The sequence below is a fragment of the Streptomyces natalensis ATCC 27448 genome (assembly GCF_000935125.1).
GTDB lineage: Bacteria > Actinomycetota > Actinomycetes > Streptomycetales > Streptomycetaceae > Streptomyces > Streptomyces natalensis.
Window position 1 is genome coordinate 130,371 of record NZ_JRKI01000029.1, and the last position, 13,883, is coordinate 144,253.

Below are 13,883 nucleotides of genomic sequence, written 5' to 3' on the forward strand. Positions count from 1 at the left end.
TACGTTCTTCTCCGGGACCGGGCGGCTGCGTGGTGGTGCCGCCGGGGTAGCCGGGCTCCTTCGTGATGCCGCGGTGGTCAGCGGGCGCTTGAGGCGGCGGGGCCCCGGGCAGCCGGGCCAGTGCACCCACCGCAGCGACTCCGCCTCTTCCGGCGGCAGTCGCCGACTTCCTCCGCCTCATCGAGTTGGACGAGCTCGACCAGGGCCAGTTGCACGACCGTCCTCGTTCGCGGCGGACCCCATCCCTTCGGGCTTGCCGTCCGCCCGCTGTTGTGCGCAGCAGGGGGGAGGGCCCGCCTCCGTGATCAGCGGCGGGAGCGGAGCGCCGCGAGAACGGCGTAGCTGCTCGCGAGCAGGTCGGTAGCGACCCGCCCGTACCAGGTGTTGGCTGCGGCGGTTCCCGTCGCACTGCATCTGGCAGTTGGTGGCCCGCAGGCCTGTGAGGCTGCCATGCCGAATGAGGACTTCGGCCTTCGTCGTTCTCAAACGACATGGCTTTCGAAGAAGTCGCCGATGGCTGAAAGCGGCGCCAGGCTCCCATCGGATCCGATCCTGGTGGCCGCGCCGGATCATCCGTCGGCGGCGACCTGGTCGGCCACGGAGAAGTCCGTTCCGCAGTCGGGGCAGGTAGCGTGGCCGAAGAGGTAGGTCATCGTGGCGGCGACGTCTTGCCGGCCGTCGGCGAGCGCCACGCCGTGGAGGCGTCGGCCGATTCCCTCCAGATCTGCGGGATGCGCCGGACGCAAGGAGGTCTTTTCGACATCGTCCTCCAAGGCGTAGTCGCCGCTGGTGGAGAAGTGGCCGTACTCGCCGATGGCGATGAACAAGCCGGTCTCACAGCCGGGGCAGGAGACCCCGTATCCCCCGTTCACAAGCCCCCACGCCAGGACTTCGCTCCATACCGGGATGCCTTCGAGGGCCAGAGCGGCTTCCAGCAGGTAGATGTACTCATCGCTGTCGGGAAGTGTTCGCAGGTGCTCGTTCGCCATTCGCAGCAGGGCTGCGACCTCGATCGCGTACGTGTTGCGGACATCGCCGGCCTCGTGCGGCTGTCCAGCGCCTGCCATGATCGCGCCGGCCAGGACCAGGGCATTCAGCCGCTCCTGCTGGTCGTCCCCCGCAGCGATGACCGTCAGCCAGGGCAGCGCTGCGAAGCTGGCCGAGTAGACGCTGCCCTGATGGCACAAGGCTGACCAGAGATCGTTCCAGAGCTCGGAACTCGGTTCCGATGCGATCCGATCCAGGAGCGCCGGTATGTCTTCCGCGGAGCCGTAGGCATGGCTGAGTTGCGACCAATCCGTCATACGAAGATCCAAGCAGGTCGCCGGAACAGCCGACCAAGCCCCTCGAAGTACGACCCGATCCAGTGAGAATCTTCCAGCGCGGATGAGATCGAGTGAGAATCCGCCACCTCGACAAGCGCTCCTGGGCGCCTGAGCCGTGACACGGTAGTTGGAACCGACAGACGTGGTGACCTGACCGTTATCGGCCTGCATGACACGCTTGTTGGAACCGTTTCGCCAAGTTTCTTGGAACCACGCGGTCAATTGTCATCCTTATTGGAACCGCTTTCGAAGCTCCCTCCCCGGCAGCGGAGACGGCCGCTCTCCTGGATGGCTGGTAAGAGCGAGGTTTGACCATGCGGCGTCTGACCTGCGCGTTCCCGTGTTTATCTCCTTGGCGCTGCCGTGCTGATCCTCGGTGTTCCCCGTGGTTCCCGCTCGGTCCGGCACCGCTGTGGCACGGTCTGGACGTGTCATCGGCCCGCGCCTGTCCCGGGCCCTCGTTCCGACTCGGCCTCTTCCGGCGGCAGATCAGCTTCCGGTTGCCCAGCGGCTTCTTGCGGCTGGGGCGAAGAAGAACAGCATCGAGTTGTGCTTCACCCCGACCTACGCCTGGTGGGCGAACCCGATCGAGGCCCACTTCGGACCGCTGAGGCAGTTCACCATCGCCAACTCCAACCACCCCAACCACACCGTGCAGACCAGGGCCCTGCACGCCTACCTGCATTGGCGCAACGCCGGCGCCCGTCACCGCGACGTCCTGGCTGCCGAACGCAAGGAACGCGCCCGCATCCGCAGTGAGAAAGACATCCGCTGGGGGGCGGACGCCCTCTCAAAGCCGTCGCCTGACCAACCCGGCGAACCTGTGCCGCCACGGCCCCGCAGTTGGCGGGGGCGAAGTACCGGAAGTGTGGTCCTGGTGCCGGATGGGGCCTCAACGACGAGAGTGGCGGATCTTCAATCGTCCGAATCCCATGGTCCCAGAGATTCGGATCTTCGGCCCGCCGGGGCGGAAACGCTGCGGGGCCTTGTAGCGCAGGTCCTTCCATCCAGTGTGCAATCCCTCAACGTCGACGACCGCGTCGCGAGGCACCGTGATCTTGGCCCTGCCGGTTCCGAGTTGCAGCTCGATGTCGATGACCGGATGCTCGATGATCGCCCGGGACAGATCCAGGCGTACCCTTCCGAACGCGGACGCGACCTTGAGGATCCGAGGTACCCGCCATGCACCTCGCCGCTGGATCCGTCCGCCAGCGGCGGCGATCGTTGACGCGGTGCCCGGGTGCGTCTCCGGGAGTGAGGCCAGGGCCGACGCGAGCTCGCTGTGCGCCTTGGCGGTGAGCACCTGGTGGAGGCGTTCGTCCAACACCTCGTGCGAGATGAGCCCTTCGGTGTACGCCTCCTGCAGGCGCTGCACGGCTGTATCGCGGTCATCTTCGCCGATCAGCGGCGGCGAGTCTTCCGGTAAGGAGGTCACCGTTTCAGCCTACTGCCCGTGCCGGCGACGCGAACGCGTAAAGGTCCATAGCAGAAAGCATCCGATGGGAAGGCCAACCGCTCGTCATCCTGGCCTTGATCGTCCAACCCGGCGAACCTATGGGGTCACAGCACTGGGGACCCCGGCGAGTCAGCTCAGCACCTTCTCGGCGCAACATAGCGATCAGCCTGCGGAAGTCGCGCGGTTGCAGCCCGCTGAACGGGGCTATCCGATGCGGTTCCGACGCCGTGATCACACCAACCACGTGCAGAGATCGTTCCACACCTATGGACCTCTGAAAGCCGCGAATCAGCCACAGCTGCTCTGCCGTGGCTCCACGGAACCCACCTGTTCCATGCGCCGGATCTCCCGCTCTGCCGCTTCCAAGTGCCCGAGGTCGAGGGCCATAGCGGCGCGCCCGGCGACGTAGAAGACGTCCTGGCGGATCCGACAGCCCAACCCCGGTTGGCGGCATAAGGCCAGGAACCGCACCTCGAGACTGAGTTCGATGCGGCCCATCTCGTCCCGGACGCGGACCGAGAGTGCGGCGTGCCGGAGGTCCTTGGCGTAGTCACGCGTCTGACGGTCGGCCTCGTCAGGCCGGGCTTCCACCGGACGATAGGGGTGATCGGCCCACTCCGTTTCAGCCCACCAGACGAGTTCGTCCAGGTACTCCGAGGCGACCACCAAATCCGGGGGCGAGGCGGAGAGGGCCGCGTCCGCGCCGACGACCAGCTGGTTGAAACGGCGTTGCGCGTCGTTGTCCCCCGCCACGCACATCGCGATGAAGCCCGACAACACGTCGAGCCTGCGCGACACCTCTGCCCGCTGCCAGATCTCATACAGTCCCGCCATCCACCGTTCCCTTTTCGCCGACCGCGTCTCCGCGCCCCGAACCCTATGACGCGCCCCCGTCAGCGGATCCAACGGTTTTCCGGACTCAGCGAACGCACATCATGCCGGCTCGGTGCGGCGCACGGTCTCCTCTCACAGCTCGTCTGTCCGCGAGCGGGGGCCTTTTGATCATTGCGGGACAGCCCTTGGCCCAATTGGCAGGAGGCGCACGGCTTAAGACCTGTAGTGTTCCCGGTTCGAGCCTGGAGCGGGTACATGACACCTTCTCACGTAAGGAGGTGACGGCCGCATCCTCACATGAGGATACGGCCCGAAAAGGGAGGGGCTCCGCTGAAAGGGGCAAGGCGGGCGTATGCGTTGCCTTGGCTGCCCGAAGTGGACCACGTATAGGGGCCGTTGTGCTTAACCCGCGTCCCGGCCAGGTCCGCTGAACTGAGTTCCCGGCGGGACACTGCGGGCGCTACCGTCACAACGTGCGATACATCCACTACTGCAAAGCGATCGACTTCATCCCGCTTCCGTCTGGCCGCGCCGTCCACTCGAACTCACCCAATCCGTACGGTCCTTCACACGTCACGGCTGATCACTCAAGTCCGTCACGGCGTGCGACGCGTCAGGGTCGTCGTATGACCGTCAACCCTGCTCAGAACACGGGACGCCGAGTTGCTGCCCAAGGCTGAATTCGCCTTCCCGGGGCCGTTACGCGACCGGCTCGTTGCTGCGATCCTCGACGGATCCAAGACCGCGACTACCGGACTGCTAACCGAGTACGAGCACGATGGGGAGCGATTGCCGTGCGACGGGCACTTGGCGACCCTCGTTTCACTGTGCACGACGCCACCCCGGTCGTTCTGGAGCGCTTCCGTGTTGTTGCCCGCCTTCACAGCTTGTGCTGATCAATCACTATTGCACCCCACCGTCGTTACTGAGTGATGAGGAGTCACAGCCGGGTGGTTACCAGCGGAGAACAACAACACATACAGGGCCAGCGAATCTGGGCGGTTCGCGCAGCGCGGCTGTTCGACGGGTACACATTGCGAGCGGGGCGCCCGCTTGTGCTCATCGAGGGTTCGCGCATTGCCGGTATCGATCTGACAGGAGCGGCCCCCTCTGCGGATCTGCCCGTTCTCGATCTCGGCGACGCCACGCTGTTGCCCGGGCTCATCGACTCCCACGTACACCTCGCCTTCGACCCCGACGACAAGTCGAAGCAGGCGATGGCGGACGAAGATGACCACACCACCCTGATGCGCATGCGCTTCCACGCCGGGCAGCAACTGCGGGCGGGCGTCACGACCGTACGGGACCTCGGCGATCGTCGCTTTCTCGCGCTGTCGCTCCGTGAGCGCTACATGGCAGGCATGGAGATGGGCCCGGAGGTTGTTGCCGCCGGGCCTCCCATCACGCGAACTGGCGGACACTGCTGGTTCTTGGGAGGCGAAGCCGACGGCATCGCGGCTGTGGAGGCCGCGGTCAGGGAGCGCGTCGCTCGCGGCGTCGACGTAGTCAAGGTCATGGCGACCGGTGGTGTGACCACTCCTGGATGGGGGCCGCATCAGTCGCAGTACACACGCGACGAACTGGCCGCGATGACCGGGGTCGCCCATGCGCATGGCAAGCCGGTCACCGCGCATGCGCACGGCCGGCAGGGGATGGCTGATGCCGTCGCAGCCGGCGTCGACGGCCTCGAGCACGCCTCCTTCTTCACCGAGGACGGCGTCGAGCCCGACTGGAAGACCGTTGAGGCCGTAGTGGAGGCAGGCATCTTCATCGGCGCCACCGAAGCATGGCTGCCGACAGGCTCGATGGTCGCACCACACATGGCCGAGCGAGTGGAGCAGCGCAGCGCCAACTTCGCACGGATGCACCGCGAAGGAGCACGGCTGGTCTGCTGCTCCGATGCCGGCGCCGGCCCCCGTAAGCCCCACGGCGTGCTCCCGTACGGGATCATCCACTTCGGCTCTCTCGGCCTCACCCACACCGAAGCCTTGGCTTCGGCCACCTCCCTTGCCGCACAGGCATGCGGACTGGACGATCGCAAAGGAAGGATCGCCGTCGGCTACGACGCCGACCTCATCGCAGTGGCCGACAACCCCCTGCACCGTCTGGAGACTCTGCTCGACATCCGCACCGTGATCCGGGCTGGAAGGACATTCAAGGGCTGATCCCACTCGCCTGCAACGAGATCCAGCGCCTGTTCACGACGCTCGTCGCCCAGCCCGTGAATGACGTGGCCCCACCAGCTCGATTGGTGCGGGCCTGGCGACGCCGCCACCAGGCCCGCACCCAGGGCCAGCCACTACCGTCGATATGCCTGCAGCCAGCCGACGAAGTACCTGCTCGTGACCCTCTGGCTGGTCAACGGCAATCACGCAACGTCGCTAGCAGCGCTCGTACCCGTGGTGGCAGCGGTGAAGCGGACCCGGGGGCGTGGCTGAGGGCCTGGGTCGTGGTGTCCAGCGCGTCGGGCCTGACGGCCAGCCAGATCAAGGCCTCGGCGCGTACGCCCAGGAGTGTCAGGTCGACCTCGGTCGCCAGGCGTACCACGCCCCCGCATACCAGCGCGTCCAGTCGGCGGCGGGCGGTGAGTGCGGTGGTGCGGACGGCGCGCATCAGGGAGTGGGCGAGTGGGCGGTCCATGAGTCCACGGCCGGCGTGGCGGGGAGGTCGCGTAGCAGCAGGTTGTTGCGTGCCTCGGGGCCGTTGAGATGGCGGACGGTGCTGATCTCGTCGCCGCCGCCGAGGAACCGCCGCCGAGGAACCGCCGCATACGGGGATGTCGGCCTCCACGACCACAACCAGGTCTTGAAGGCCGACGTCACACAGGACCCTGCATTACCCCCATGACGGCCGGGGGTGGTTCCGGGGCCCGGTGGATGAGCACCGTGCTACAGCTGTATCTCAGCTGTGGATCGGGCCCAGGGGGATGTCGGAGACCGTGAGGCTGACGGACTTCACGGAGCCGCCGGTCAGGATCGGGATGCCATTGGGGCCCGGGGCGAACGTGGCGGTCAGGCCGTTCACGGAGCCGCTGACGGAGAGACCACCCGCGACGCCGTCGAGGTCGTCGTCGGCTATCTCACGGGTCTCAATGCGGGGCGTGCTGCTCATGGTGTTGAGCGTCCTTCCTCTGTAGTGGTGGGTCGCAATGCGTGGCGCACTGCAACGGGAACCCACGGACGGTGCTGACGCTAACCACGGCCGATCAAATCGCGATGAAATATCGCTGGTGGGCATGGTGCGTGTAGCGACGTGGCGGAGGCTGCGGTGCTGAATCCTCGCGGGCATGCGGGGGACCGGGCTGCTCCTCCCGCACCGGCGTGCCCCAGGCGAGGAGCTTGTGGCATGAAAGCAGCAACACCACGCCGCACACCGCCACGTCAGTGCTCGCGTCGAGCACGCCTTCGCCCGCATCAAGACCTGGAAGATCCTCCGTGACTGCCGACCGAAAGGAGCCGGCCTTCACCACGCCGTCCAGGCGGTCGCCACCTGGAGGGATATCTCATCTGCTGCGGTCCGTATGCTGTGCCACATGAACGTGCTTTTTGTCACGAGTGTGGCGATTGTTACCGCTGATCCCCCTCGGAGCCGCAGGCTGTTCATTGATGCCCTCGGCCTCCCGTTGGAGGGTGAAGAGGATGGCTACTACTCCAGCGGGAGCATTCCGGGCAGCAAGCACTTCGGTGTGTGGCCACTCTCGCAGGCGGCAGAGGCGTGCTTCGGCACACCGAAGTGGCCCGCCGACCGAGTGGTTCCGCAGGCCTCCATCGAGTTCGAGGTGGCGGACGCGGAAGCTGTCGCAGCGGCAGGCGACGAGCTCCAGCGCGCGGGCTTCGAGCTGTTGCACCCGGCCCGCACAGAGCCGTGGGGGCAAACAGTGAGCAGGCTTCTCACGGAGGACGGCTTGATCGTCGGCATCTCCTACGCTCCCCCGCTGCATGGCGAAAAGCCTTCCTGAGCGTCAGGGCCAGCAGGACGCGACGGAGCGCAACGCGACACCGGTCGCCCGATGAGTTCCCCTGTGGCGAGGTACTGCCCGCATGAACATGTCGTGCGAGGCATCGGCCGCCTGCACAATCTCGCACTCGGAGCTGAGGAGCTGAGGAGCCGAGGAGCCGAGGAGCCGAGGAGCCGAGGAGCCGAGGAGCCGAGGAGCCGAGGAGCCGAGGAGCCGAGGAGCATAAGCCCGCCAGGGTGGCAGATGGCCTTGGCGGGACACCCCTTAGCGTAGCCCGCATGATCAGAATGGAGTGGGACGGCCTCACCGACCGCGAGCGCTTCAACGACTGGTATCTACAGGCGCGGGACCGGTTCTCGGACACGGCCCGGGACGCCGGCTGGAACAGCCTGTTCGAGGAGTTGGGGAAACATCCGGGGTGGGTCAACCTCCCCCGGCCCGGGAACCACAGCGGCTTCGCCCCGCTGCATCAGGCGGCCTGGCACGGCGCGGACTTCGCTGTCGTCTCCCGGCTGCTCGCGCACGGTGCCTGGCGCACACAGCGCACCCGGGACGGGCGGCGCGCCGTGGACATCGCGCGGGAGCAGGGGCACGCACATCTGCTGGAACTCCTGGAGCCGGTCGTGGTGCGGCGACTCCCCTCCCCTGCGGAGATGCTGGAGCACCACTTCCATGCGCTGCTGCGGGAAAGGACCGGCCGCTGCTTCGAGGAAATCGAACACCTGCTGCCGCCGCTGGCTCCCCTCACGGAGGGACCGGCCGTGGAGATCTTCTTCGGGGTGGTCGGCATGATGGGCGGCTTCACCTACCACCTCGAGGAGGACTACCTCGATGTGCACGGCCACTCGCGGATGGACGCCGACGACGGGGATTACTACCGGGTGACCCCTGAAGGCTGGTCCAGGGTCCAACGCTCCCCCGTACCGCCGTCTCCCCCACCCGCCCCGCAGCGCCCCGCGTCCTGACCTCCGGGCGGACCCGGACGTCGGGCCACCATGCCCGGCGGCCACGGGTCCAGCCGATGATGCGGTCGCCATCGATCCGCCGGCATAGGCGTGCCCGGCGGGTGAGTTGGTGGACCTGTTTGGTGTCGATGAGCACGGCGAAGTCAGGATCGACCGATTGACGGCGTACGGCGTCAAGAGGTCCGCCGCCGGGCGGTCCTGGTAGGTGCCGGCGGATACGGGGATGGGCCGGCGCTTTCCTTCCTCCGCCTCGCTGATGAAGGTGCCCGAGGTGAACGCGGTGGCGTGGGACCGAATTCCTGATCGAGGGTGCTGGATCGGGCTGGGTGGCGCTGTCCTCGCAGGTCAGCGCCACCGAGCCGGATAGTCGGTCCTGCTGCTCCTGATGGCTCATGCTCCACCGTCCGTGCACGCATCGCTCACGTATGACGGACGGCCGGCCAGGCATGTGGCACGCCATGGCCTGTGAGTGGGCGTCACAGGTTGGCAGCGGCGGGTGGCCACCCGGTCGGTGTTGCCCTTTGTGGCTCGCAAAGGCTTCGGACTCCGTGGGCGTTCCCGGCGGGCGACACGTGCGCTCTATCGGTGTGGCGCAGTCCGAGAACACCTTGGGAGCGGGGTGGCTCCCCAAGGGCCCCCAGGGCCTCAGGACCCCCAGGGCCAAGGGCTCCCGGAAGGGTCTCAGGCGGTCAAGCTCGCGCATGGCCGGCACGGATCCGTTCAAACGGCGCCGATTGCCTCGCGTGGAGCGGGAGTTCGCCGTAAATGAGGTGCGCGCATGCGCTGCCGTTGGCACGCTGCCCCGGTGAATCGCGAACACATCTCCCGCATCGCTCATACCGAGCACCCGATCAAGTCTCCGCTCGACGACGAGTCGGTCCGCCGCCTGCTGGAACGCGGCCTTACGAGGGGCGAGGACCGGGTGCTCGACCTCGGCTGCGGCACAGGGGAATGGCTCCTGCGCGCTCTGGCCATGCGGCCGGGCGTGCGCGCCGAGGGCGTGGACATCTCCGAGGACTCCCTGGCCCAGGCGGCCGCCGCGGCACACGACCTCGGCGTCCAGGACCGCCTCGTCCTGCATCACCGGAATGCCGAGGAGTTCGTGTCCGAGGAGCCGTTCGACGTAGTCCTCAGCTTCGGGGCCGCGCATGCCTTCGGCGGCCTGCTCCCCACCCTTGCCGCGGCCCGCAGACACCTGGCGCCCGGCGGGCGGGTCCTCATCGGCGACGGGTTCTGGGAGCACCCGCCGTCACAGGAGGCCGTCGAAATGCTCGGGAACTTCACCGACTTGGCGACCACCGTGGACCGTGTCGTCGCCGACGGCTGGACTCCCGTCGGCGGGCACGTCAGCACGCGTCAGGAGCTCGACGACTACGAATGGGCCTGCTGGGGTTCCCTGGCCGCATGGGCCCTGGACCACCCCGACCATCCGGACAGCGCACAGGCGCTCGAAACGGCCACGGTCCGGCGCGCCGAATGGCTGCGCGCCTACCGGGACACCTGGGGTTTCGTCTCCCTGGTCCTGCGCCCGACACCTGACTCCGCCTGAACCGGCCCGCGTGCCCCTGGATGTCGAGCTGATGCCAGGTGCCCGGCTTGGCCGCGAGACGGGCTGTGCCGCACATCACATCCGTCCCATGTCACGTGCAGACCGTCCGCTCCCATCTGGTGGGCGTCAGCAAGCGAGACGAGGAGGACGCAGCGATGAGCACACGGCAGGAAACCGGCACGGCGACCGCGCACCGCGTGGTGATTCTGGGGGCGGGTTACGCGGGGATGGCCGCGGCCGTCCAGATCGCGGCCCGGGTGAAGCAGCGCGAGGGCGTGGAGGTGACCGTGGTGAACGCACAGGAGCGGTTCGCCGAGCGCATGCGGCTGCACATGACGGCGACCGGGCAGCGGCTCGCCGAGCTGAGCATCCCGGAGCTGCTGGAGGGCACGGGCGCACGGTTCGTGCGCGGCTGGGTGACGACGGTGGACGCGGACGCGAGGACCGCGCGGATCGACGACGAGCGGGTCCTGGACTACGACACGCTGGTGTACGGGCTGGGCAGTGTGGCCGACACCGCGGCGGTGCCGGGGGTCGAGGACCACGCGTACGCCCTGAGCAGCGCCCAGGACGCCGAGTTGCTGGCCGATCGGCTGGCGCGGCTCGGCGGCGGCACGGTGCTGGTCGCGGGCAACGGGTTGACCGGCATCGAGTCCGCCGCGGAGATCGCCGAGCGGCACCCGGAATTGAACGTCGTACTGCTGGGCCGGACCGAGCCCGGTGCGGCCATGAACCCGAAGGCCAAGGCGTATGTGCGCGCCGCGCTCGACCGGCTGGGCGTTCAGGTGCGCGCCGGCGTCGAGGTGGTGAAGGTGCTGCCCGGCGCGGTGGAGCTGGCGGGCGGGGAGAGCGTCACTGCCGACGCGGTCCTGTGGACGAGCGGCACGCGCATCTCGCCGCTGGCGGCCGCCGCGGGGCTGGCCGTCGACGCGCACGGACGCATCCTCACCGACGCCGCGCTGCGGTCGGTGTCCCACCCCGAGGTGTACGCGATCGGCGACGCGGCCGCGATCCGCCAGGGCTACGGCGTCATGCACGGCACCTGCCAGGGCGGCATGCCCAGCGGGGTGCATGCCGCCCTGTCGATCGATCGGGTGCTCAAGGGCAAGCAGCCCAAGCCGTTCCGCTTCGGCTACTACCACACGCCGGTGAGCCTGGGACGGGGCGACGCAGTCGTGCAGTTCACCCGCCCCGACGACAGCCCGCGCCGGATCTGCCTGACCGGCCGCATGGCCGTACGGTACAAGGAGACGGTGACCGCCTCCCCCTGGCCGACGTACGGCCGTACGTCCACGTTGCCCGCTGTTCCAGGCGGGTGATCTGGTGTTGGAGTTCGTCGACGGCGGCGGGGGCACCCAGGCCGAACTCTCGCCAGACCTGCTCCCCCAGCTGGGTCTTGCCCGGATCGTGGTCGCCCCGCGGCTTGCGCCACGGGGCGAGCGCGGCCGATATTGCCGTATCCAGATCGATCTGACAGATCGTCTGCACCAGCAATATCGCCCCGGCCTGGGAGACACCCCACGAACATCGTCCTCGACGCGCACACGCGGGTAGGGCCCTAGACGCTTCTTCACCTGAGAAGTGCTCCAAATGCTCCATTCCCCGCAGCCAACGGGACCTCAGTGACCTCAGTAAGCCCTACTGTTACAGGGAAGGAGCACCTTCCGTATTTCTGATCAAGGCTCGGACAGCTCACCTGCGAAAGAGCGAGGTTGGGTCAGAATTCCACGATTGCTCGACCTGGCCACGGCGGCCGTCGTAGCCAGGACAATGTGCGTCAGCGCAGAAATCCCTCGTAATTGCGCTGCTGGAGCTGACTCTCGATCTGCTTCACGGTCTCCAATCCGACGCTCACGATGATGAGGATGCTCGTGCCGCCGAACGGGAAATTGCTGCCGTTGAACAGCACCAGTGCCGCTGTGGGCACAAGGGCGATCAGCCCCAGGTAGAGGGCTCCCGGCCAGGTGATCCGGTTGAGCACGTAGCCCAGGTAGTCAGCCGTTGGTCGGCCGGCTCGGATACCGGGGATGAACCCGCCGTGCTTCTTCATGTTGTCGGCAATTTCTTTGGGGGTGAAAGAGATGGCGACGTAGAAGAACGCGAAGAAAACGATCAGCAGGAAGTAAAGTATCAGATGGATCGGTTGGTCACCTCTGGCGAGATTGGTGGCGATCCACCGGGACCATCCTGACGATGAGTTACCGCCGAGATCAATCAGACTGGGGATGGAGAGCAGTGACGAGGCGAAGATGACGGGAACTACACCCGCCTGGTTCACCTTCAGCGGGATGTAGGTCGAAGTGCCGCCGTAGGAACGGCGGCCGATCATTCGTTTTGCGTACTGGACCGGGATCCGGCGCTGCGCCTGCTCGACGAAGACCACGAGGCACACCATGCAGAGGCCGACCGTGATCACGATGGCGAACTCGCCCCAGCCGTCCAGGATTTTTCCCGACTTCTTGATCCCCCACAGGTTGGCCGGGAAGCCGGCGGCGAGCGAGGTGAACATCAGGATTGACATGCCGTTGCCGATGCCGCGGTCGGTGATGAGCTCTCCGAGCCACATCACTACGGCGGTGCCGGCGGTCATGGTGATGACCATGACGGAGGTCCGGAAGATCGAAGTGTCCGGGATGATCTGGGTGCGAACCTGGCAGGTGGAAAAGAGCCCACCGCTTTGGACTTTGGCCACCAAGGCGGCGCCCTGGAGCACCGCCAGGCCCAGCGTCAGGTACCGGGTGTACTGGGTGATCTTCGCAGTGCCCGCCTGGCCCTCCTTCTTCAGCGCCTCCAGGCGCGGAATGACCACCGTCAGCAGTTGAAGGATGATGCTCGCCGTGATGTACGGCGTGATCCCCAGGGCGAAGATGGTGAGCTGCAGTAGCGCACCACCGCTGAACGTGTTGATCAGGCCGAAGAGGCCGCCGTTGCCGACCCCCTCCTTGATGCACTGCGTAACGCTTCGATAATCCACCCCGGGGACCGGGACGTTCTGCCCCAACCGATAGATGAGCAAGATTCCCAGTGTGAAGAGTATCTTCTTACGAAGGCCGGGCGCTTTAAAAATTCTGAGGACAGCGTTAGACATTTTTCGAAATCGTCCTTATTCTCGCAAGCTGAAAGGGCATTTGCGCCGATTGCCGACTGTCCTTGCCCGCCGAGTTGCTTCCATTCCGATGGCCGGAACACTCATTACGGCAGCTCGCTGGATACGGTCATTCGGCGCCTGAAGTAACCGGTACCACAGGGCGCATGGGTAAGAGTTAGGCCGAGGTCGAGGTCGAGCACGGCTGTCTCCGCGAACCGATCACCAGTTGATTCCGTCAATCTGGATGCGTCTCGATATTCCAGTTGCAGGCAGCTGTCGTCGCTGGCCAAGAGCAGGTTTCTGAGTGCAGCCAAGACTGACGTGAAGTCATGGAGATCGTGGCGCTGGGCACGTCTTTGACGGCGGAACCGCATGGTGATCTCTTGGGTGGCGCCTTCGCCGGCGGCGACCATCTCAGTGACTGGTGGCCTGTGAATTAAACAGCTCTGCGCGGTTGCTGTGGGGCCAACAGGCACCGTGGCAGCGCCGTTGTTGTGATGTGGAGATTCTGGTGATCGTATTCCGTCGTGCCGTCATGCCGTCATGCCGTCAGACAGTTGCTGCCGTAGGAGCCCAGCATGTAGATGTCGACGGGAAGTTGGTTCGGGTAGTGGCCTGACCCGCTGCGGCCCGGTGGCTTGGTCGCGGCGTGGGCAGTGGCCTGGTCGCGGCGTGGGCAACCGACACAGCGGGTAGCGCGGGTATCAC

General features: G+C 66.6%; 14 protein-coding genes and 4 pseudogenes. 7 read left to right on the plus strand and 11 right to left on the minus strand.

What is annotated here, in order from left to right:
* Positions 1-569 precede the first annotated feature (569 nt).
* Positions 570-1,316, minus strand: a complete 747-nt coding sequence (locus SNA_RS20480) for a hypothetical protein (RefSeq protein ID WP_157880013.1) — start codon at positions 1,314-1,316, stop codon at positions 570-572.
* 535 nt (positions 1,317-1,851) lie between these two features.
* Between SNA_RS20480 and SNA_RS44135 the strand changes: the two are divergent.
* Positions 1,852-2,132: pseudogene (locus SNA_RS44135) on the plus strand (IS630 family transposase); the annotation flags it as partial.
* An 85-nt stretch (positions 2,133-2,217) separates the two neighbouring features.
* On the opposite strand, the gene SNA_RS20485 reads toward SNA_RS44135, so the two are convergent.
* From SNA_RS20485 to SNA_RS20490, 3 genes and pseudogenes are all read right to left on the minus strand, one after another.
* Positions 2,218-2,760: a DUF1707 SHOCT-like domain-containing protein gene (locus SNA_RS20485; protein WP_030063473.1), complete on the minus strand. Its 543-nt coding sequence runs from the start codon at positions 2,758-2,760 to the stop codon at positions 2,218-2,220.
* A gap of 139 nt (positions 2,761-2,899) precedes the next feature.
* A pseudogene (locus SNA_RS44140) lies at positions 2,900-3,025 on the minus strand (IS5/IS1182 family transposase); the annotation flags it as partial.
* A 44-nt stretch (positions 3,026-3,069) separates the two neighbouring features.
* Complete coding sequence (locus SNA_RS20490) at positions 3,070-3,615, minus strand: hypothetical protein (protein WP_030063475.1); 546 nt, start codon at positions 3,613-3,615, stop codon at positions 3,070-3,072.
* 950 nt (positions 3,616-4,565) lie between these two features.
* Between SNA_RS20490 and SNA_RS20495 the strand changes: the two genes are divergently transcribed.
* Positions 4,566-5,780 carry a metal-dependent hydrolase family protein gene (locus tag SNA_RS20495; RefSeq protein WP_104532024.1) on the plus strand — a complete coding sequence of 405 codons (1,215 nt, stop codon included), beginning with the start codon at positions 4,566-4,568 and terminating at the stop codon, positions 5,778-5,780.
* Positions 5,777-5,930 (plus strand): annotated as a pseudogene (locus tag SNA_RS44150) (IS701 family transposase); the annotation flags it as partial. The gene SNA_RS20495 and the pseudogene SNA_RS44150, both read left to right, overlap by 4 nt.
* A 43-nt stretch (positions 5,931-5,973) precedes the next feature.
* On the opposite strand, the gene SNA_RS20500 reads toward SNA_RS44150, so the two are convergent.
* The 4 genes from SNA_RS20500 to SNA_RS42585 all read right to left on the minus strand — a co-directional run bounded on the left by SNA_RS20500 (position 5,974) and on the right by SNA_RS42585 (position 7,084).
* Positions 5,974-6,255: a hypothetical protein gene (locus tag SNA_RS20500; protein WP_157880014.1), complete on the minus strand. Its 282-nt coding sequence runs from the start codon at positions 6,253-6,255 to the stop codon at positions 5,974-5,976.
* Positions 6,228-6,437, minus strand: a complete 210-nt coding sequence (locus tag SNA_RS43330; RefSeq protein ID WP_044366130.1) for a hypothetical protein — start codon at positions 6,435-6,437, stop codon at positions 6,228-6,230. Before SNA_RS43330 ends, SNA_RS20500 begins: the two co-directional genes overlap by 28 nt.
* Positions 6,438-6,516: 79 nt before the next feature.
* On the minus strand, positions 6,517-6,726 hold the full coding sequence (locus SNA_RS20510; RefSeq protein WP_030063478.1) for a hypothetical protein: 210 nt from the start codon (positions 6,724-6,726) through the stop codon (positions 6,517-6,519).
* A 94-nt stretch (positions 6,727-6,820) separates the two neighbouring features.
* Positions 6,821-7,084 carry a hypothetical protein gene (locus SNA_RS42585; RefSeq protein ID WP_157880015.1) on the minus strand — a complete coding sequence of 88 codons (264 nt, stop codon included), beginning with the start codon at positions 7,082-7,084 and terminating at the stop codon, positions 6,821-6,823.
* Between the two features lie 63 nt (positions 7,085-7,147).
* Here SNA_RS42585 and SNA_RS20515 point away from each other — a divergent pair, with 63 nt between their 5' ends.
* From SNA_RS20515 to SNA_RS20530, 4 genes are all read left to right on the plus strand, one after another.
* Positions 7,148-7,573 carry a VOC family protein gene (locus SNA_RS20515; protein WP_030063480.1) on the plus strand — a complete coding sequence of 142 codons (426 nt, stop codon included), beginning with the start codon at positions 7,148-7,150 and terminating at the stop codon, positions 7,571-7,573.
* A 278-nt stretch (positions 7,574-7,851) separates the two neighbouring features.
* Positions 7,852-8,538 carry an ankyrin repeat domain-containing protein gene (locus SNA_RS20520; protein WP_030063482.1) on the plus strand — a complete coding sequence of 229 codons (687 nt, stop codon included), beginning with the start codon at positions 7,852-7,854 and terminating at the stop codon, positions 8,536-8,538.
* 805 nt (positions 8,539-9,343) lie between these two features.
* On the plus strand, positions 9,344-10,087 hold the full coding sequence (locus SNA_RS20525) for an SAM-dependent methyltransferase (RefSeq protein ID WP_030063484.1): 744 nt from the start codon (positions 9,344-9,346) through the stop codon (positions 10,085-10,087).
* Between the two features lie 155 nt (positions 10,088-10,242).
* Positions 10,243-11,406: an NAD(P)/FAD-dependent oxidoreductase gene (locus tag SNA_RS20530; RefSeq protein ID WP_044366584.1), complete on the plus strand. Its 1,164-nt coding sequence runs from the start codon at positions 10,243-10,245 to the stop codon at positions 11,404-11,406.
* 67 nt (positions 11,407-11,473) lie between these two features.
* Here SNA_RS20530 and SNA_RS44155 read toward each other — a convergent pair.
* The 3 genes and pseudogenes from SNA_RS44155 to SNA_RS42590 all read right to left on the minus strand — a co-directional run.
* Positions 11,474-11,661 (minus strand): annotated as a pseudogene (locus SNA_RS44155) (IS1380 family transposase); the annotation flags it as partial.
* A 203-nt stretch (positions 11,662-11,864) separates the two neighbouring features.
* A complete protein-coding gene (secY, locus tag SNA_RS20535; protein ID WP_044366135.1) occupies positions 11,865-13,175 on the minus strand; it encodes a preprotein translocase subunit SecY in 1,311 nt (436 codons plus the stop codon).
* A 104-nt stretch (positions 13,176-13,279) separates the two neighbouring features.
* Positions 13,280-13,588, minus strand: a complete 309-nt coding sequence (locus SNA_RS42590; protein WP_157880016.1) for a hypothetical protein — start codon at positions 13,586-13,588, stop codon at positions 13,280-13,282.
* Positions 13,589-13,883 lie beyond the last annotated feature (295 nt).